19 protein-coding genes and 2 pseudogenes are annotated in these 18,460 nt (G+C 67.7%); 8 read left to right on the top strand and 13 right to left on the bottom strand.

Translation table 11 applies throughout. From position 1 onward, the window contains the following. Together BKD26_RS22750 and BKD26_RS22745 are read left to right on the top strand one after the other, a co-directional pair. Positions 1-1,121: pseudogene (locus BKD26_RS22750) on the top strand (hypothetical protein); the annotation flags it as partial. Between the two features lie 655 nt (positions 1,122-1,776). After that, positions 1,777-2,361 carry a GNAT family N-acetyltransferase gene (locus BKD26_RS22745; RefSeq protein WP_084901240.1) on the top strand — a complete coding sequence of 195 codons (585 nt, stop codon included), beginning with the start codon at positions 1,777-1,779 and terminating at the stop codon, positions 2,359-2,361. A 166-nt stretch (positions 2,362-2,527) separates the two neighbouring features. Here the strand turns inward: BKD26_RS22745 and BKD26_RS22740 are convergent, their stop codons facing one another. The 12 genes and pseudogenes from BKD26_RS22740 to BKD26_RS22685 all read right to left on the bottom strand — a co-directional run bounded on the left by BKD26_RS22740 (position 2,528) and on the right by BKD26_RS22685 (position 12,568). Then, a complete protein-coding gene (locus tag BKD26_RS22740) occupies positions 2,528-2,938 on the bottom strand; it encodes an NUDIX hydrolase (RefSeq protein ID WP_084901157.1) in 411 nt (136 codons plus the stop codon). 58 nt (positions 2,939-2,996) lie between these two features. Beyond that, positions 2,997-3,310 (bottom strand): annotated as a pseudogene (locus BKD26_RS41480) (FAD-dependent oxidoreductase); the annotation flags it as partial. Positions 3,311-3,383: 73 nt separating this feature from the next. Continuing rightward, positions 3,384-4,034, bottom strand: coding sequence for a Sua5/YciO/YrdC/YwlC family protein (locus BKD26_RS22730; protein ID WP_084901154.1), 651 nt, complete (start codon positions 4,032-4,034; stop codon positions 3,384-3,386). Between the two features lie 4 nt (positions 4,035-4,038). Then, positions 4,039-4,806, bottom strand: coding sequence for a phytanoyl-CoA dioxygenase family protein (locus BKD26_RS22725; protein ID WP_084901237.1), 768 nt, complete (start codon positions 4,804-4,806; stop codon positions 4,039-4,041). Next, a complete protein-coding gene (locus tag BKD26_RS22720) occupies positions 4,790-5,626 on the bottom strand; it encodes a creatininase family protein (protein WP_084901151.1) in 837 nt (278 codons plus the stop codon). The genes BKD26_RS22725 and BKD26_RS22720 overlap by 17 nt, the downstream gene beginning before the upstream one ends. Further along, positions 5,623-6,420, bottom strand: coding sequence for a class I SAM-dependent methyltransferase (locus BKD26_RS22715; RefSeq protein ID WP_084901148.1), 798 nt, complete (start codon positions 6,418-6,420; stop codon positions 5,623-5,625). The genes BKD26_RS22720 and BKD26_RS22715 overlap by 4 nt, the downstream gene beginning before the upstream one ends. Continuing rightward, on the bottom strand, positions 6,417-6,908 hold the full coding sequence (locus tag BKD26_RS22710; protein WP_179166648.1) for an HAD family hydrolase: 492 nt from the start codon (positions 6,906-6,908) through the stop codon (positions 6,417-6,419). Before BKD26_RS22710 ends, BKD26_RS22715 begins: the two co-directional genes overlap by 4 nt. Positions 6,909-7,081: 173 nt before the next feature. Continuing rightward, positions 7,082-7,528 carry a hypothetical protein gene (locus BKD26_RS22705; protein WP_084901142.1) on the bottom strand — a complete coding sequence of 149 codons (447 nt, stop codon included), beginning with the start codon at positions 7,526-7,528 and terminating at the stop codon, positions 7,082-7,084. Then, positions 7,510-8,580 (bottom strand): enolase C-terminal domain-like protein, encoded by a 1,071-nt coding sequence (locus BKD26_RS22700; protein ID WP_084901139.1) that lies wholly within the window; start codon positions 8,578-8,580, stop codon positions 7,510-7,512. Before BKD26_RS22700 ends, BKD26_RS22705 begins: the two co-directional genes overlap by 19 nt. Beyond that, positions 8,577-10,625: a hypothetical protein gene (locus tag BKD26_RS22695; RefSeq protein WP_084901234.1), complete on the bottom strand. Its 2,049-nt coding sequence runs from the start codon at positions 10,623-10,625 to the stop codon at positions 8,577-8,579. Before BKD26_RS22695 ends, BKD26_RS22700 begins: the two co-directional genes overlap by 4 nt. Further along, complete coding sequence (locus BKD26_RS22690; protein WP_084901136.1) at positions 10,625-11,719, bottom strand: hypothetical protein; 1,095 nt, start codon at positions 11,717-11,719, stop codon at positions 10,625-10,627. The genes BKD26_RS22695 and BKD26_RS22690 overlap by 1 nt, the downstream gene beginning before the upstream one ends. A 150-nt stretch (positions 11,720-11,869) precedes the next feature. Continuing rightward, positions 11,870-12,568, bottom strand: a complete 699-nt coding sequence (locus tag BKD26_RS22685; protein ID WP_084901133.1) for a haloacid dehalogenase-like hydrolase — start codon at positions 12,566-12,568, stop codon at positions 11,870-11,872. 97 nt (positions 12,569-12,665) lie between these two features. On the opposite strand from BKD26_RS22685, the gene BKD26_RS22680 reads away from it, so the two are divergent. Together BKD26_RS22680 and BKD26_RS22675 are read left to right on the top strand one after the other, a co-directional pair. Next, on the top strand, positions 12,666-13,436 hold the full coding sequence (locus BKD26_RS22680) for a helix-turn-helix domain-containing protein (RefSeq protein WP_084901130.1): 771 nt from the start codon (positions 12,666-12,668) through the stop codon (positions 13,434-13,436). Beyond that, positions 13,423-13,890, top strand: a complete 468-nt coding sequence (locus tag BKD26_RS22675; protein WP_084901126.1) for an NUDIX domain-containing protein — start codon at positions 13,423-13,425, stop codon at positions 13,888-13,890. Before BKD26_RS22680 ends, BKD26_RS22675 begins: the two co-directional genes overlap by 14 nt. A gap of 5 nt (positions 13,891-13,895) precedes the next feature. Here the strand turns inward: BKD26_RS22675 and BKD26_RS22670 are convergent, their stop codons facing one another. Further along, on the bottom strand, positions 13,896-14,468 hold the full coding sequence (locus BKD26_RS22670; protein ID WP_084901124.1) for an HD domain-containing protein: 573 nt from the start codon (positions 14,466-14,468) through the stop codon (positions 13,896-13,898). A gap of 86 nt (positions 14,469-14,554) precedes the next feature. Here BKD26_RS22670 and BKD26_RS22665 point away from each other — a divergent pair, with 86 nt between their 5' ends. The 4 genes from BKD26_RS22665 to BKD26_RS22650 all read left to right on the top strand — a co-directional run bounded on the left by BKD26_RS22665 (position 14,555) and on the right by BKD26_RS22650 (position 18,321). Further along, positions 14,555-15,163 (top strand): amino acid transporter, encoded by a 609-nt coding sequence (locus BKD26_RS22665; RefSeq protein ID WP_084901231.1) that lies wholly within the window; start codon positions 14,555-14,557, stop codon positions 15,161-15,163. A 340-nt stretch (positions 15,164-15,503) separates the two neighbouring features. Further along, entirely contained in the window at positions 15,504-15,899 is a 396-nt protein-coding gene (locus BKD26_RS22660) for a DUF6507 family protein (RefSeq protein WP_084901121.1), read from the top strand. Next, entirely contained in the window at positions 15,896-17,959 is a 2,064-nt protein-coding gene (locus BKD26_RS22655) for a hypothetical protein (protein ID WP_084901119.1), read from the top strand. The genes BKD26_RS22660 and BKD26_RS22655 overlap by 4 nt, the downstream gene beginning before the upstream one ends. Next, the gene (locus tag BKD26_RS22650) at positions 17,956-18,321 is read left to right on the top strand and encodes a DUF6086 family protein (RefSeq protein WP_084901117.1); all 366 of its coding nucleotides are present in this window, start codon (positions 17,956-17,958) and stop codon (positions 18,319-18,321) included. The genes BKD26_RS22655 and BKD26_RS22650 overlap by 4 nt, the downstream gene beginning before the upstream one ends. Positions 18,322-18,460 lie beyond the last annotated feature (139 nt).

The following is an 18,460-nucleotide window of genomic DNA, read 5'->3' as shown; positions in this document are numbered from 1 at the left end:
CGGTTCGCCGCCGACTACCTGGACATGGGCAGCACCGTCGAGCGCGCCTTCATGTTCGCCACCGCCGAGCTAGCCCTGTTCGCCACCGCGCTGATGGCACGCCAGAACCTCAACGGGCCCGCACGCGCGCCGGGCGTGCCAGGCGTCCTCGTGTGGGTGCTCACCGGAGTGCAGATCATCCCCGCCTACGCCGAGTTCGGGCTCGTCGGCGGCACCGTGCGCGCCTTCGTAGGACCGGTCATGGCCGCGATGCTGTGGCACCTGGCCATGGGCACGAGCTGCGCCACCGCACACCGCAGGCCGCCTCGCGCGGTCTGGCCGCCGTCCTCGTCCGGCAGATGCGTGAACGGCTGCTGGCCCGGCTACGCATCGCCGACCAGGACGCGGACGCCGCCCGGCTCATCCGCGAGCGTGCGCTGAGCGACGCCGTCACCCTGATCCTCCGCGCCGAATCGATGACCGACAAGCAGCGCGGCACGCTGAGAGGCCGGCGCCTGTCCGATCGTCTGCACGAGGCGCTGGAGCGGGCCGACGTCGACGGAGACCCACTCCAGGACGAGTTGCTGCTGCGCAAGCTCGCCACCCGCAAGCAGGCTCTCGGCCTCGCCACCGTCGCACTGCCGCCACGCTGGCACACCCCGACCTCGTACACCGCCCACTACTCCGGGCAGAGCAGCCAACCGCCCTCCGCCCGCCCGGACCCAGCTCAGCGGGCAGAGGAGACTGCCCGCCCGCATCCATCGCACCCGGGCGACGACCAGGCGCCCCCAACTGCCCGCCCGCAACCTGCCCGCCCGACGCCAGGACTGCCCACCCGACGGGCAGAACCCGAAGACGGTCCACCGCATACGGGCAGCGACGCCTCCGGCAGCGCCCCGGGCAGGCGCAAGCGAAAACCGGCTGCCCGGCAGAAACAGGAGGATCGCAAACCGCGCGCCTCCGACGAGCTCATCCTCAAGTTCGCCCGCCGCGTGTACGAGGAGACAGGCCGCATCGGCCGCGACCGGGTAGAGGACGCACTCCGCGACGCCGGCTACACCGTCTCCAGCGACGACGCCGGACGCGTCGTCCGCGAATTCAAAAACAAACTCAAGGCCGCGCCCAGCGACCCCGCTCCCTGATCCCCACAGCTCCCACAGCCGCCCCTGAGACGGAGGCTCGATGCACGACCCACACCGCGAAGACCCCACCACCAGCGACAACGCCCTGCCAACCACCCCGTCCCCAGCGCGAGCAAGTTGTCCCGGGAGCAATGCTCCCGGAGTCCCTGCCCCAGGGGTGGCAGGGACGGTCCAGCGCCTGGGGGCGCTGGACCGGCAGGCAGCGACCGAGGGCGGACCGCAGCCTGGTGGGGGACGGCAGGCCGAGTCCCTTCCGCGGCGCCGTCAGCGCGCCCGACAGCCGGGACATCGCAGTCACGGGCAGTCACCTCCATGACCAGGGGGGTTTGCAGAAGGTCGTCTACGTTGACATGCCTTGCCCGCGTTGGCCAGTCATTCGTGGATCTTCGCTGTCTGCCCCCGGCGAACTCCAGTGTGGACCACTCGTGTGGGTTCGCAAGATGGACGCCACATTCTTGGAGCTGATCGCATATCGCGGCCATTTATGGCGTCCTGCTGAGATTCGCAGTTCAGCGGCCAGGTCGGGGAGCCGGCATCGAGCCATGCAATGACGGCCTCGATGGTCATCGTGGCGATCGCCTGGGCCGCCCGCCTGGTGGCACCGTCGCCGTACGGGCGACTGCCCGCTGTCAGTGCCTGCTGGCACCCTCGCCGTATGCCCTCCGACTCGCTCCGCTTCGCTCAGGCGACCACCACACATGACGTCGACCCGGATCGGCGACAGGCCCTCATCGACTGCTGGATCGACGTCTCCAACGCAGGTGGCGCGGCTGGCTTTCCCTTTCCGCCCATCGATCAACGGGACGCCGCCCCCGCCCTCGACGCCATCCTCGGGAATCTCGCCCCTCAAACCTGCCGCATCCTCATGGCCCTGGACGGCGACGACCTGGTGGGCTGGCTCAACATACGCCGAGACACCTTCGCGCTCATCGCCCACTGGGGAACGCTCCACCACGTTCAGACCCGCACCGACAGGCGCGGGCAGGGCATCGGCGTCGCCCTGATGAAGAAGGCCCACGCCGTCGCACGTGACCAGATGGGGCTTGAGCAGCTGCACCTGGCAGCACGCGCCTGCGTTGGACTGGAGACCTTCTACGGACGGCTCGGCTGGAAAGAAGTCGGACGCTGGCCGGGAGCTCTGCGGCTCGGGCCTGGTGACGATCGCGATGAAGTCCTCATGCTCCTCAAACTCGGGGCTGAGGAAATGACGCGTCCCTGGGAGGGCACCCAAGCCGCATGACCTGAGAGAACGAGAAGAACCGCAGGTCACCGAGCCGCCGCCTGACAGCGAAGCTGAGGCCCTACAACTTGCCCCTCGTCATCCCGAGGGGCCCGTGCAGGCGTCAACCGCATCCATTCCAACGTCGGCGCACACACCCGTCACGGGCTCGTTCACGCCAGTGCTCTCAGAGTGGCAGGGCCGCGTCGAGGTACTCCTGCACGGGCTCGAACAGGCCGTACGGCACGTACTGAGGGATCTCGCCATGGGGCACCCAGGCAAGCTCAGCCAATTCCTCGGGGGCCGCGACGTGGGCCGTGCCACCTACCACCTCGCACGCGGTGTACGACATCAGCCGGCCCGTCTTCGGGTGGACCCGCTCGCCGAGCAGCTTCATTGCCGCCACTGTCAGGCCGGTCTCCTCCTCCGTCTCGCGCACGGCAGCCTCTTCACGAGTCTCACCAGGCTCGACCTTGCCAGCCGGAAACTGCCAGGAGAGGGGACCTTCGCTGACACGGCGACGCACCATCAGAACACGGCCCTCGTGAACGATGACGGCTGCGGCAACTCCCGGCTCTTTCTCCGTGTTCTGCTGCATCTTCCTCTTCCTCCACAGGCAGCACGGTGATGTGCGTGATGGGTGTCCTGCAAGGCCGTCACGCGGCGGAGAGCAACTCCCAAGCTTCTTCGGCACACCCCCACGACAGCGTGACGCCAGCACCCCCGTGCCCGTAGTTGTGGACTACTACGGTGCCGACCTCCTCATCTCGCTCCGCCTCCACACGAACCGTGGCACGGGTCGGTCGGGCACCGATTCGATGCTCCAGGACGCGGGCCTGAGCGGGCGGGGTTCGACCTGGATGCAGCGGGCCAGGATGCCCGCCGTCTTGTCGTCGGGGACGAGATCTCTTTCGCCGTCGATCGCTGTGCCGCCCAGGAAGACGGTGTCGCCGTGGGGGTAGATGCACAGCGCCAATGCCTAGCCGGGCCAGCTAACAGACTCGGTGCTGTCCGGAGTGCTTTGCCATGGAGTGACCGAGCCATCAGGCACGTTGAATCTCCCGACCGAGGGTCGCTGATAGGGCTCGTTGGTGGACGAGGCCCGTGCGTACCAGCTTCGCCTCGGGGGTGAAGCAATCCACGATGCTCATGTGATTGGCAGCGGGACACACACCGCCGTCGACGATGACTGAGGGCGTCAGTCCGGAGGCCGCGAGGAAGTCGTGGACCTCTTCGATGTTCACGGCGGGCCCCAGGTCGGCCGGGCCGGCGACGCCAGAGATGTTGGCTGTGGTGGCGGCGACCGGCACCTTAGCCTCTGACGCGAGCGCTCCGAGGACGCCGGGGGCCACCGTGGTGAGCGCCGGCGAGCCGACCGCCGTGTGCCGGGTGGCGTCCTCCGGGCTCCGCCACGGCAGGAGCAACGCGAGGTCACCCGGCCAGAACATGGTGGCGAGCCGTGCGGCCTCGGCACTGAGCTCGAAGTGTTCCTGGCAGGAGGCAAGGGATGGGGCCACGTACGCGAGGGACTTGGCACCAGGGCGGCGCTTGCCTTTGAAGATGCTGTCGCATGCCTGAGCGTTGCTGGCGTCGGCACAGATCATGTACCAGCGGCTGGTCGGGACGATGACTAGTTCTCCGGACTCGATCGCTCGCACGGCGACGTCGAGGTCCTGAGGGGTGATGATCTGCATAGGTCTACTCCTGGCTGGCCGGGGCGGAGGGGATCGAGGTGAGGGGCGGGTAGTCGAGCCAGGGGTCGCGGAGCGCTTCGAGCCGGCGGCGGGAGTGGTCCGGGTGGGAGACCCGGAAGTACGCCATCACCCTGGGGAACGGCGTGAGGTTCCGCCCGACGGTGTGGGGGACGAGGTGATGCATCAGCAGCACGTCCCCGGGTGCGCCGAGGAAGGAGACCCCTTCCTCGCGTTCGATCTCCGGCGGAACCTGTTCTGTTATCCCGATCGACCACTGATCGCTGAACCACTGGGCCATCGTCTGGTGCCCACCGGGCAGGTAACGCAGCGCGCCACCTTGAGGGTCGTTGATGTCGGACAGGACGACCCCGACGAGTAGGGAGAATGTGCGCAATTCCTGCGGATCGAGGTGGGGACAGGAGACGCCGTCGACGTGCATGACCTTCTCCGGCTGCAAGCCAGGGAGTTCGGCCTCGGGTACGCGGATCTGGACCTGGGTGGTGGAGACGGGAGAGGTTTCCCCGAGAAGGCCGGAGGCGAGGGTCACGGCTTCGGTTTCCGTGTAGAGCGCGAGAACGTCCGGGTGGTTTCCCAGTTCCGGGGCGAAGGTGCGCTGCGAGTACGCGGGGATGTCTTCGGGGTCCAGTCGTTCGCGGTACCAGGTGTCGATGAGGGAGATGGCGCGCCTGGTCACGTCGGGGGCGACCAATCCTCGGCGTATGAGGACACCGTCCCGTTTGAATGCGGCCTTCTCCTCAGCTGTCAGGGGCATGGGTTCTCCGTAAGGTGATCGGTCCGTTCGCGCCAGGCGGGACCAGCCGGTCGAGGATGTCCGCGCCGGCGCTCAGGGCTGCGGTGATGAGCGCCTCGCCGAGTTTGGCGCTGGCCTTGCGTGGGTCGCCGCCGATGACCCCGTGCGTGGATAGCGCGGGGTCGTCGGAGGTCCAGGGCCAAGTGGCGCCTCGATCGAGTACGAGGCGCTGGATCGCCTCTCGTTGGCCGGGATCCGGGCGAGTCCCGGCAGGGAGGAGGTCCAGCCGTACGTGGTCGGGGGCGAGGGCGAGCATGAGGGAGGTCTCGCGGATGCCGGCGTGGACCTCGGGCAGTTCGCTGTCGACCGTGACCTCGCTGGCAGCGAGGGTGCTCGGGTGCAGCGCGCAGATGGCCACGTCGTGGGTGTGCTGGAGCTGGTGCACCAGTCCCTCAAGGACACCCCGATTGCCACCGTGGCCGTTGACAATGAGCACCGTCCGCACGGGTGTGGCGCGGAGGTACTCCCCGACGAGCGTGGTGATCAAGCTGGCGTACAGCGGGATGTCCAAGGTCAGGGTGCCTGGCGCCCAGGCGTGCTCCGGGGAGAGGCCGTACGCGACGGGCGGCGCGACCCAGAGGTCGTGCCGGTCCGCGACGTGTGCGGCCAGGCGAAGCGCGAAGCGCTCGGCGATGACGGTGTCGGTGTTGAGGGGCAGGTGTGTGCCGTGCTGTTCGAGCGAGCCCACCGGAAGACAGAGGGTGGACCGCTCGCTCAGCTCGGCCGCGAGACGGGGTGTCGTCAGCTTCCCGTACGACCGTCCGTCGCCGTCGGCCGTCACGTCTTACTCCGCCGCCCGATGCGGATGAGGAACTCGTTGTCCTCGGGGAAGGTGTCGCTGTCGCTGAAGTCGGTGAGCCGGCTCTTCACCGCCGTCTCGAACTCCTCCAGCCGGTCACCGAAGAGGTGGGGTGCTGCGAAGGAGGTGGAGTAGAGGTAGCCGAGGATGGAGGCAGTGGTCCAGGTGCGCTGGACGGGTACGCGGATCTCCTTGACCTGGTTGAAGGGCGACTCCTCCATGATCTCGCTGTATGGGCGGTTGTGGTGCTGGAAGGTGCCGGAGCCCGCGCGGCGTTCTTCGCCGAGGAACGTCTTGATCACGTCGCGGACCGCTTCCTTCCAGGGGCTGCCGGCGGCCCAGAAGCTGTTGTCGCCGAAGATCGCGACGACGCCGTCCGGGGCGACCTGGCTGTCCAGGAGGCGGAGCACGGCGCCTTGGTCGAGCCAGTGGAAGGCGCGGCAGATGGTCACGAGGTCGGCCTTCCAGCCGACGGGCGGGACGAAGTCCTCGGCGGTGCTCTCCACGAGCGTGAGGCGGGAGCCCTCGGGCAGCTTCGGGCGAAGTGCCGACTCGGCGGTGGCGAGCATGTCGGCGTCGTTGTCGGCGGCGATGATGTCGTCGAACCGGTCCAGAAGCGCCTCGACGACCAGCCCGGTGCCCGTGCCGACGTCCAGGAGCCGTCGCGGGCCATTCGTTCGCACAGGGGTGGCCCGGTCGAGGACCGCGGCGACGTCCTCGGGGATGCCGGGGCGGAACTGGCGGTAGTAGGTGGCGGTTCCGGTGAAGAGGCTCATGTGTCGCTCCGTGCTGCGAGGTGCTGGATATGCGTGGCGGCCGCCGCCAGGTCGTGGGCGACGAGCACACCGTGATCAACGACCAGGGATTCGTCGGGAACCTTTCGTCCGCGCGATATCCACACGGCCCTGGTCCCGGCTTCGACGGCACCCACGATGTCGCACGCCCAGTCGTCGCCGACATGGATCAGGCCAGCGGGGTCGGTGCTGAAGTGCTCGGCCACGGTGTGGAAGGCGCGTGGGTCGGGCTTGCTGTGACCGATGCGGCACGAGGGGAAGAAGTCGCTGACCCACGGTGAGAGGAGAGCGCGCAGCCCGTCGGTGTCCGCGTCCACGCAGGTGACGTTCGAGAGCGTGACCACGGTCGCCACAGCGCTGATGCGCTCCAGTGCCTCGACCGTGCGTGGGAAGAGCCTGAACGGGGCCGGCGGAAGGTCGCGGGGAAAGGCTTCCGGTGGAACCCGCAGCGCCTCGCATACCTCTGTCACCACGGGTTCCGTGAGGGATGGGCGCGTGTGGAGGCTGGATCGCATGATCTCGCGGGCTCGTGCCGCCGGCAGCGGGGACGCCTCGGCCAATCTCATTGCCAGGCCGGGCCCGTCGGCCGTTCCGAGGGTCCCACCGACATCGACGGTGACCAGGAGTGCGGGGTGGGCCGGGGTCACTGGGGGCTCCTCGTGGTGGTCGGAAGGCCGGAGACGATGGCCCTGATACGGGACTGCCGAATCGTGGTGGTTGTGGCCTCGGAGAGGAAGGTGATGACGTAGCGCAGCTCCGCCTCGTCGAGCGTGTCGAGAGATCTCCCCTCGTGAGCGGCAGCCTCGCTGAGGTCCGGGGGAACGCTGCGAGGACGCATCCCGTGTGGCAGGTGCAGCGTCCCCTGCCACCGCGTACCTTCCGCCAGCGCGGGGAGGCTGCCCACTGGGCGCAGTACGGTGACGTCGTCCAGGGTCAGGATGCGCACCGGGAGCGCACTTCCTCCGATGTCGAGGCTCCCAGTCAGGAAGGTGTCATGCCCGTCTAGTCGCTGGGACAGCACCAGCAGCGGGCCGTCCGAGCTGTGGCTGATCGTTCCCTCGACGGGAACGGTCATCGTTGTGCCGGGCATGCTGTGCTCCTCGGGGTCGTGCCGAGACCTGAGGAGTCCGGCAGGCGGATGTGTCCGTCCTCGGGCTGAAGGGATTCGTCGTAGAGGCGTTGGCGTCCGGGCTCCCACTGGAGTCGGTACTCGACGGCGGGTACGGCGTCGGGGAAGGCGGCCGCGAGGTGGAGGCCGGGCAGCAGTGAGCGGCCGTGCGGGTATATGGGGATGTCCTGGGAGCGGGCGACGGCGAGGATCCGCGTCGCTCGGGTGAGGCCGCCGCAGCCGACGACGTCGAGGGTGAGGGCAGTCGGCCTGACGTACTGGATGAGCCCCATCGGGTCTTCGTCGCAGTGCGCGCGCTCCCCCACGGCCAGCGGTAGCCGGGTTGCGGCAAGCAGCTCGTACATGTCGAGGTCGTGCTGTGGAAGCGGGTCCTCCAGCCACAGGAGACAGGACGGATCGCAGCTCTGCGCGAAGGCCATGGACACCGACGGCGTCCAGGTACCAACGGCGTCAACGGCCAGCGGCGAGCCGAGGGACTGGGAGGCACGCTCCACCGCCCGTGCCATACGCGCGGCGGCCTGCCCGGGTGACTCTGCCGGATCACGGCGAAGCCCCCACTTGGTGAACCTCCATCCATCCGCCGCGACGTCACGCAGGAGGTCAAGGTTTTCGATGCTGGTGAGGTTCTGGGAGAGCCACGACGCGTAAGCCGGCACGGTCGATCGCGGCTCCGCCGCGGCCAGCAGGCCAGCCACGGAACGTGAGGCGAGCCGGCCGTGGAGATCCCAGGCCGCGCAGTCGACCGTGCCGACCGCCCACGAGGCGATGTCCGACGGTGCCGTGCGAGCCACGGTACGCAGCCGGTTCAGCAGCCCGGCGTGGTCCGAGATCGGTGCGCCCTTCACCTCGGCGGCCAGCGTGTCACGGACGTAGCGTCCGATCCGCTCGCTGACGGGGCCGTAGCAGCCGGACTCTCCAGCGCCATGGATGACCACGAAGTGCGCGTCGTCTCCGGGCGCCACGGGCTGTTCTGTCTCTATGACCTCCAGGCTTCCCAGGACCCACGGGCTCACCGGACCACCTCACGTGCGGCCATGAGGAGACCGACGGCCTGCGTCACCCCTGCGGGGTCCATGCCCAAGGAGCGCGCCAGCTGCCGCTGCGGCATGGGACCAGCAGGTTCCTGCCAGCCGATGACATCCACAGGGCGGCGCATCCGTGCCCCCAGCAGCCCCCAGACGGCCGCCGGGTGCCCGAGAGTGAGGACAAGGACCGGGGCGTGAGCGCCCAGGTAGTGGTCGATCTCTTCGTCGCTCAGTCCTCGTGGCCACAAAGCGGGATCGCCGAGGACGGTGAGGTCCAGCAGGTTCACCACCCGAACGCGGCATCTGTAGCGGCTTCGTACATGGTCCACTGCTTCGGCGGCGACAGCGGCCGGGATGTCCCCGGCTGTGACGATCGTCAGGTCCGGCTCGCCCTCGTCGCTGAGACGCGGCCATACCGCGAGACCACGACTGTGTTCCTCAGACATTGGCCCGACAGGATGAGCGGTACGGCTGTGCTTGCCGGCGACGACGAGGTTGACGCCATCGATCGAGTCGAAGGCTTCCTCCAGGGCGGCGGCTGTTCTCGTTGGATCAGCCGGAGTCAGCACGCGGACGCCCGGGGCTGGCAGAGCCAGGAGCGCTGTGGCGAGGGAGGGGTCGGCGTGGCTGTGGACGTTGTGCCAGCCGTACGAGGTGAGCAGTAGGTTGAGGCTGGGCAGGCCCCTCGCTCCGTCGAGGCGTCGCTGCTTGATGTGTCCCACCAGGCCACTGGTGAGCAATGGGGCGAACGCCTCGTAGGAGACCAGCACACCCCGGCGTCCGCTCGCCGTCCATCCGGCCAGCCACTCCAAAAGCACTTCCTCCGCCAGGAGTTCATATGCCCACTGCTCATTGGCCAGGTTCGGGAGCCGGTTGGAAGCCAGTTCATCCGGGCTGACAAGCAGGAAATCCCCACGTGCCGCGTGTCTCCGTACGACTCCGGTGACGGCATCGGTGAACGTGGCGGCACAAGCACTGGGCGCCATGGTGGGCCTCCCTGACCGAGGCGCTTCGGCGGGAGCGAAGGAGCACCACCGGGCTTCAGCGATGGCATCCGCGAGCTCGCCTTTCGCCCGCCCGCTCTCGTCGAAGAGATCCGCCGGCTGGTAGGACGCCAGCCAGTGAGCCAGTCGCATCAGCTGCTCCGGCTCGGTGCGCGGGCTGACCAAGGGCGTCTTGTGCAGGTCGGAGGTGCCCACGAGATCACGGTCGCCGAGAGACGCGGGTCCGCCCCATCCCTTCACGCAGCGCATGACCAGGGCTGTGGGACGGTCGTCGAGCGTCGACTCCAGCGCATCCCACAGCGCTGTCTGGAAGGCGGCGTGGTCCGGCAGAGAGCCTGTCGTGACGTGCACGACGCTTGCTTCCCACCCCAGGCCGCCGAAGTACGACCGAAGCGCGTCGTCGTCCATCGCGCCGAGAAGGGCCCGCCCGCCCATGCGGAAACCGTTGACGTGCACCAGGGGTAGGACGGAACTCCCAGGAAGGAGCCTCTGCGCCAGCCAGCTCGCCGCGGTCGTGGGGGTCTCGCACTCGCCGTCCCCGATGACGGGCACGGCGATCTTGCCCGGCGAGCTGAGGGCGGCGCCTTGCGCGAAGGGAAGGCAACCGCCGAGGCGGCCACCCAGGAACGTCCCGGCCGGAAGCGCCGGCGTGACCTCGGAGCCCATTCCGTCCATGTCGGGGAACGCCTGGGCCAGCCGCCTGAGGCCCTCAGCGTCCGGGCTGAACTGCGGCCGGAGCTTGCCGAGCTCGCCTGTCACCCAGGCCGCGGCGAGCTGGACTACGCCGGCGTGCCCGGCGCCGAGGAGCGGGACCACCCCCTGGTCCAGGTGCCCCGCCGCGAGGGCGACGTGCGACAGTGCCCACGCGGTGCCGGGCACGGTTCCCCAGTGACCGGACGGGCGTTCCTTCACGTGCTGGGCGGTCAGCGGCCGGCTGAGCAGGACGTTGTCCCGCAGATGGAGCTGGCACACCGACGCGTAGCAGGTGGCTCTCCACAAGGCGTCTGCCAGAGTGGCGGTATCGGACATCACGCGCTGACCAAGGCTTCGCCGGCGAAGGTGAAGTACCACAGCGGGCGGTAGCACTCCCATGCTGCCGGGCGCAGCCCGGACGGACCAGTGATCTCCTCGATCACCACGCGGGCGCGCAGGTAGTACTCCAGGTCGCGTGCCCCGGAGGTACGCAGGCCGGCCATGACGGAGTTGTGCGCCTGGTACACCTGGAAGTTGGGGAACTCGGTGACGTACGGGTTGAGCACGCCGACGCCTGTACGGAGAGCGTCGATGTCGTCCAGCCCCACTATGTAGGTGAACGACGTGCCGTGGCCGGCAGCCAGGGCCCGCTTGAGCACTTCCGGCATCTGCGGGGTGGCCAGGTTGGCCTTACTGGCCTTCAGCAACAGGTCCCGGCGGGTGAAACACTCCGCGGTCAGCCGTAGGACGAAGGGCGTGGCCTCCGCAGCGAGGACATCGAAAGCCTCCTGGGACCGGAGTACGGAGGTCAGGAAGCCGATGCGCGCCTCGATGCCGTGCTCGGCGAGGACGGTCCGCAGGGCGCGCACGTGGTCGACCGCGGCAGGTTCTCGCTCGAAGCATCCGGTCGATACGGTCACCTCGCGGAGCTCCGTGAGATCGTGCCGCGGGTGCTGCTCCAGCAGCGCCGCCAGCAGCTCGCGGAGGTCTCTTTCCTCGGAAAGCCGCGGGTCTGCCGCGGCCTCCAGGGTGTTTGGGCAGAAGGCACAGCCCACACACCGACTGCGTGCGTTCGGGTTGAGCGTCGCGGCAGTGCCGCCGTTTCGGAAGTAGCCGCCAACCGCCTCGTCCGCATCGACACGCTCGACGGTGGCGAACGAGACGCCTCCCAGCAAGAGCTGGTCGTCCTTAAGCCGGAACGGGGAGCCGGTGGCGTTGAGCGGAACGATGAGCTGCCACGGCATCGTCGGCGCGCTCGCCAGCCTCACCTGAACGCGGGCCCTGTGACGCGGCAGGTCCGAGTCGATGCCATGGAGGTTGATCGCGATGAGCAACGCGTCCTCAACGGGTACGCGGTACCGCACCGCGAGCCGCTCCACCTCTCCGAGCGTGGACGTCGCGCCGGTCTGTCCGCCGAGTAAAGCCGTCATGCGCTTACTCCATCCAGTCGGGAGGAGAGATCGGATAGCGCGTCGGCGGCCCGAGATGGAGCCCGCCGCCGACGGCAGGAACGAGACTGCCGTCGGCCGACGGGACGCCGAACCTCGTCCCGGGACTTCTGCGGGACGTCCCGGGACGTTTTACGAGACGGTCGATGCCAAAGACCGCAGGTAGCGCATCAGAGCAGCGACATCCACTAGGTCAGGAAGCACAACGGTGGCTCCGGCGTCACTCAGATCGTCAGCGCTGTGCATTCCAGAGGCCACCGCGACGACGTGCGCGCCGGAGTCTTGCGCGGCACGAACGTCACGAGGCGTGTCGCCGATCAGGACGACGGGTGTGTCCGGTGGAAGGTCGTAAGCCTTACGGATTCGGTCCCGGGCGACCTCCACCAAGGCCGCGCGGTCCGCCGAGTCCGCGCCATAGGCCCCGCACTCCATGTCGAGAAGCGTGTCCAGGCCGAAGGCCCGCAGCTTCACCCGGGCATTGGCGTAGATGTTGCCGGTAAGGACGGATGACACCATGCCCGGCTCTGCCGCGACCGCGCCGAGGGCTTCGCGCGCTCCGGGAAGGGCCCGGCCCCTTTGGGCAAGGGCAGTCTCACGCACCTCGCCGGCCGCCGTAAGCGCCTGGTTAATTCGCCCCCACTCCGGGGGATCCATCCCATGGTCCCGAAACATTTCGGCGAGGATCAGGCGGTCGGTTCTGCCTTCCGTACGGGCCGGCCGGACGGCGGCATGACCCGAGACGGCAGAGAAGGCCGCCGCGTAAATCTCCTTGCTCACACCGGAGTTCTCGATAAGCGTGTGGTCGATGTCCCAGAGCACAATGAGTGGCACATGGTCAGCGTAAGCCGACAACGAAAACCGGCCATGCCCGCACGACCACGCCTGACGGCCTTGCGGCCAGGGCATCCTGTCCGGTTGGGTTGTCTGAGTGAATGAGCGACTTCGTTCCGCACTCGTGCAACGCGGGCTGACCGTGGATGAGGTGGCCGAAGCCTGTGCGGTCGATCCCAAGACCGCCAGCCGATGGATAGCCGGCCGTGTGCCGCACCGTCGGCATCGCTGGACCGTCGCCAATCTGCTCCGGGTCGATGAGACCTACCTCTGGCCAGAAGCAGGTCAGCGGACCCCACGGTTGGGCGCCACCCAGTCGGAACTGGTCGATACTTACCCAAACAGGGCAAGCGTGCCGCGCGACGTCTGGATGTCCCTGCTGTTAGGGGCGATGAAACAGGTAGACGTCCTGGTGTTCTCCGGCACCTTCTTCGCCCAGACGAACCCTCACATCGCGCGCATGCTCCAGGAGCGAGCGCAGGCCGGCGTGCGCGTGCGGCTCTGCTTCGGCGATCCGGACGGCGACGCCGTACGGATCCGTGGACGCGAGGAAGGCATCGGCGACGCACTGGCTGCCAAAATCAGGGCCTCGCTCACTTACTACCGAGACCTCGTGGGCCATCCAGGCTGTGAGGTGCGACTCCACGACACGACGCTCTACAACTCGATCTTCCGCTACGACGACCACCTCTTGATCAACCCCCACATCTGGGGCCGGCCGGCCAGCGCGAACCCGCTCCTCCAGCTCAGGCGCACGACCAACGCAGAATGGTTCGAGCGGTACGGCGAGAGCTTCGAGGCCGTCTGGTCATCCTCGCGCCCCTGGGCGCCCGACAGGCAGGAGCAGCACCACCGTGGGCAGGACTGAGTACTACCACGACCCCAAGGCCCCCAAGGCCAACACCCTGATCCCCGCGAGCAACATGCTCGTCGTCAACGACGACGGCGCCATCCTGCTCCAGCGCCGGCGCGACACCGGCCAGTGGGCCCTGCCCGGCGGCGCCCAGGACATAGGAGAGAGCCCCGCACAATGCGCGGTCCGCGAGTGCGAGGAGGAAACCGGCATCGTCGCCGAGGTCACCGGCTTCCTCGGCGTCTACTCCAACCCGGAGCACATCATCGAGTACACCGACGGCGAGATCCGGCAGCAGTACGAGGCCGTGTACATCGGCCGTCCCGTCGGCGGGAAGCCCACAGTCAACGAGGAAGCGGACGGTGTCCGCTGGGTCCACCCGAAGGACTTCGGCGAGCTGGACATCCACCCGAGCATGCACGAACAGCTCGGCCACTACCTGGCCGGCGACTATCCCCACCTGGGATAGACCCCTCAGAGCACGACGTCCGCCTCGACCGCGGCCGCCCTTACGCGCTCCACGCTGCCGTGGATCGCAGGGGCGGCCCGGCGGATGAACCGCCCGACGACACTGTCCTCCCCGTAGCGGCCGAGGATCTCGCCGACTCGCTCCTCCGACGTCGTACGCCCGCCGTCAGGCGTCGTGGTCATGTCGCAGTACACCAGCGCGTCCACGAGCAGCGGATCACCAAGCAACGGAAACTCGCCGGCCAGCTCCGAGCGGAGCCCACGCTCCTCCGCCTCCAAGAGGGCAAAGGAGTGGTTCGCCACCAGCCGCACGACGGACTCGGGCGCGAACTGAACGTCCCGCAGGTGGCGCGCACCGTCCAGGGGATGGAAGCCGGTATCGACGAGCGGCGGCGCGTATCCGATGTCGTGCAGTACGGCCGCCGCCTCCAGAACTGCGGCCCTCTCCCCCTTCAAGAGCGGCCCGAGCCGTCTGGCGCACGCGGCCACCCCCTGCGTGTGCGCCCATCTGCGCGGCAGACTCTCAGCCAGCAGCCCACCCGCCAGGTTGTACGCCCAGTCCCGTTCGAAGTTCGCCACGTTCGGAGAATACGTCCGCAAGCGCTTCAGCTGGGACCTTCACCGTGATGCCTGGCGGCTTGTCGCTTTGCTGGCAGGATGACTTCGTGGCGACCAACGATCCTGAGGAGTGGAGTCCCGCTCCAATCAGCGAACTGGCTGAGCTTTTCCGGGCGGTTGAATTTTCGTGGTGGGTTGCCGGTGGTCGCGCGATCGAACTCGCCGTCGGGCATGAGCTGCGGACACATGGAGACCTTGACGTTCTCGTGCTGCGGCGCGATCAGTCACAAGTCCAGGAGTGCCTGTCAGGCTGGGATCTCCATGTCGCAGACCCACCGGGCACCGGCAAGCTCCGCGTATGGCGGTTTGGCGAGGTTCTCGAAGAGCCCCTTCATGACATTTGGTGTCGCCGAACGCCGGAGTCGCCATGGTCAGTGCAGCTCATGCTCGACGATGCCGTCGAAGATGAATGGGTGTCGAGGCGCGACCGACGCGTGCGGATGCCACTCGCACGTCTCAGCCGCGTCGCCCCGGACGGCACACCGTACCTCGCACCTGAGGTACAGCTCTTCTACAAGTCGAAGCACACCAGGGAGAAGGACGAGGTGGACTTCGAGGCGGTCCTCCCGCTCCTGGACAGAGACCAGCAGGCTTGGCTGCTGGACGCCCTCGCGACGACCACGCCACGGCACCCCTGGCGACAGAAGCTGCAATAGGCCCTGACCGTCGTTCTCCGCCAACTTCCGCTGCCTTGCTGATCAACGCCGACTCTCGGTCGGCCTTCGCGCGAGTGCGCCCGCCGGATGGTCCGAGTGGCCGGAGATCAACGACGGTCGTCGGGTCGCGACGCGACCGTAAGCGGGCAGCCCTGTGCCCAAACGCGGGGCCCGCTCCAGGCGAGCCCTCAGAGGTCACGTGTGGTTGCCGGGCCGTCGCCTTGGCCGGAACTGCGTTGCTGGACCTGCGGGCCACGGACGAAGATCTTACTGTCAGTGCCGTGGGTGATACTGAGACGGACCACAGAACGTATCTGCCAAGTGAGTCACGGGGGTTGGTGTGACGGGGTGGGACATAGAGCCGATGGGCGTGCAGTCGGTGATCTCTCAGGTGAGGGAGGCCACTGACGGCATGAACGCCGGGATCAAGCTGTACGGAGCCGCTGTGCAGGGCGCGATGGCCTCGTCGGGCACGCTGGCGGTCGGCGGGGAGAGCGGCGGCGGAGCGGCCGGTCTGGTGGCAGTTGCTCTGGGGGAGTTCGTCGAGGGGACGGAGCAGGACGTGGTGGCTCTGCCGCTGCGTGCCAGCAGGTCGGCGAACGGCGCCATCGAGGCGACCAACGCGTACCTCGCGGGAAGTCTGGAGCAGGCGTGGAACGCGCAGCGGCAGGCGACGCTGGCGCCTGATGTGACGGCGTTCCTGGAAGCTGCTCGCAAGGGGGCTGGCGAGAAGTGATCAGCCCGGAGAAGATACCCACCTTTACCGGCGACCTGGGTGAGCTGCAGCGGGATGTCACCGCACTGCGGCAGGCGGCGAAGGCTATTCGCGACAACGGCAGCGACGTTCACACCCGCTTCCAGAATCTGAGCGCCTCGTACAAGGCTCCTGAGGCCGGGCAGCTGTTTGGCACGACGCAGGCCGTACAGGACACCTCGGGCAATTTCGCCGGTCGGCTGGAGACGGTGGCCGGTGCTCTGGAGACGTACGCGGTCGAGGTCGTCGAGATCATCAAGCAGCTGGAGATGCTGCGCTGGCAGGCCGGAAGATTCGTGGAGTCGGTCAAGGACCACGACGGCCCGCTGGAGAACTGGCGCAAGGACGCGGAGAAGGTCGCCGAGCACCAGGCGCTGTGGGACGGGGTGAACGCCGCGGTCGCCGCGTTCCAGCAGGCGGAGGTGACCTGTGCCGACAAGATCACCGCCCTGGTGGGCGGCACCCAGTGGCACATCAACGACGGCAGCCCCAAGCAGGAGAACCCCTACGGCTTCAGTGCCGAGCAACTGTCCCAGGCCGACTCCCTCCCCTGGGGCACCCCGGAGGAGCGCGAGTTTCTGCCGTTCGGGGTCGATCACCACCTGAAGGAGTTCGGGGTCGGCCTGTGGGACAACGCTTCCGGCACGGTGGAGGGACTGGTCGACCTCTTCAGCCCGGGCGAAGAGGGAGGCGCTGCCCGCGAGGGACTGCTCCGAGTGATCGTCGGCGCTGAGGCATACCTGGTCGACCCGCACGGCGACCGGAACCTTTCACCGTCCATGGAAAAGCTCATGGACGACAGCAAGCCGTACGCCAAAGAATTCGCCAAGTCGTTCGTCGGCTGGGACGACTGGACCACCAACCCTGGCAAGGCCAGCGCCACGGTCGTCTTCAACGTCCTCACCCTGGGCGTCGGACCGCTGAAGGCGGGCTCGGCCGCCAAGGCGGGCGGGGCTTCCCGCGTGGCCGGCACTGTGGCCAAGGTCGGTGAGGTCCTGGACCCGATCGGCGCGGCGGCAAAGGCCGTCGGTGCGGCCGCCCGCAAACTGCCTCGGGTTGCCGATCTCATCGCCGGCGTACGAGGCGCCCCCGCAGCCGCCGCGGCCTCGGACGCCGCCCACAGCGTCCTCGAGTTCCCCAACGGCTCCCAGCTCCGCATCCAGGACGGGGAGTTCATTCCCGGGAAGAACGGCATACCCGACAGGACCCCTGCGCGTCACGAACCGGCAGCCGCCGAACGCGCGCCCTCGATCGAGACACCGCGCCAACGCGAACTCGTCGGGGCGGGCGCCCGCACACCCGACGCCACCGCACACGCGGGCGAGAACCTGCCACCCCAGGCCAGCCGCGAGACTTCGGCTGGAGACGGGCACGACTCGCCCAATGTGGAACGGTTTGATGGCCCTAGAGGGGGAACGGCACCAGCGGATGGAGCGGGCTCCGGGACATCGTCATCGGACAGGGGCTCGTCTGGCACCGGTACGAACGGTGCTGATACAGGGTCGTCCGGTGTCGGTAACAGCGGGGCGCATACGGACGCCCCTGCAGGGCATACCTCCGACCCTGTGCCGCACTCTGATGACGCACCGGCGAATCATGGGCGAGAAACCACCAATGACGCTCCTCTCGAAGGGGTGCCAGATTCAGGCCACCATGCCGGGGGCGGGGATGGCTTCTCCAACCGGGAACGCCCTCCGCTCGAAGGGGACACCAACTACGTGGTGGACAACCCAGACAACTGGGCAGACACCGTCACAGACATCGACCGAATCGAAGGCGGAATCCTCTGGGAAGAGAAGACCGCGACAGGACGTGACCCTCGCGTCAACGTCGAAAAGTGGATTGCCAAGCACGTCTTCAAGAAGCTTGACTCCTACGTCAGGGCTCGCCCCTACATGGAAGGGTTCGAGAATGCACCGATCGGACTCAGCTTCACGGAGCCTGGGGCAACTCCGGAGTTCAGGGCTGCAGTAGAATCTGGTGTGGCTGATTGGCGTGCAAAAAATCCTGACGTTCAAGTCGAAGTGAGGTGGGCTGAGTGAGCTGCTACTTCCAAGTGGCCGATGACGATGTATGGAACCCATCCAACTCTCTGGCCAGGGCATTCTTGGGCCAGGCAACCGTACTGTCCCAGCTCGTCGGAGTGGAGACAGGTCTCGGTGAGATCATCGAGGATGAGTGCCAGATTGACACCGAAACTTTCACCGCATTTGTGAATGCACTCGTCAGCGCCTATCAGGAATCGAACAACGATGCCCTCAGGTCCCTGCTAAAGGGTTTTACGTCCGTGTCATTGGTGTTGACTGATCGGATCGGCGCTGAAGTGCCATCGCTGAAATCCCCCTATGTCGACATGTGGACGGCGGAGCGGGAGGCCCTGGCGAAGTCCATGCCACTGGGGTAGGAATCGGAAGCCGGGGAGGGTGGACTGGACGGAGATGACGAGGCCAGTTCGCGGCAAGACCAAGGCGGAGGCGGCCTTCCCGCCTTGCGCCTCGACAACTTAGCGTGCCATCGGCGTAGCGCGTGTGGGAAGGTATTCA

Source organism: Streptomyces sp. CB03238 (assembly GCF_002099185.1).
Classification (GTDB): Bacteria; Actinomycetota; Actinomycetes; order Streptomycetales; family Streptomycetaceae; genus Streptomyces.
The sequence above is the reverse complement of the archived record's forward strand: the minus strand, read 5'-3'. Positions and strand labels throughout refer to the sequence as shown.

Excerpts from the sequence above, each read along its gene's own strand:
- BKD26_RS22745 (WP_084901240.1), top strand. The coding sequence starts at position 1,777 with ATGCCCTCCGACTCGCTCCGCTTCGCTCAGGCGACCACCACACATGAC.
- BKD26_RS22740 (WP_084901157.1), bottom strand. The coding sequence starts at position 2,938 with ATGCAGCAGAACACGGAGAAAGAGCCGGGAGTTGCCGCAGCCGTCATC.
- BKD26_RS22730 (WP_084901154.1), bottom strand. The coding sequence starts at position 4,034 with ATGCAGATCATCACCCCTCAGGACCTCGACGTCGCCGTGCGAGCGATC.
- BKD26_RS22725 (WP_084901237.1), bottom strand. The coding sequence starts at position 4,806 with ATGCCCCTGACAGCTGAGGAGAAGGCCGCATTCAAACGGGACGGTGTC.
- BKD26_RS22715 (WP_084901148.1), bottom strand. The coding sequence starts at position 6,420 with ATGAGCCTCTTCACCGGAACCGCCACCTACTACCGCCAGTTCCGCCCC.
- BKD26_RS22705 (WP_084901142.1), bottom strand. The coding sequence starts at position 7,528 with ATGCCCGGCACAACGATGACCGTTCCCGTCGAGGGAACGATCAGCCAC.
- BKD26_RS22695 (WP_084901234.1), bottom strand. The coding sequence starts at position 10,625 with ATGTCCGATACCGCCACTCTGGCAGACGCCTTGTGGAGAGCCACCTGC.
- BKD26_RS22690 (WP_084901136.1), bottom strand. The coding sequence starts at position 11,719 with ATGACGGCTTTACTCGGCGGACAGACCGGCGCGACGTCCACGCTCGGA.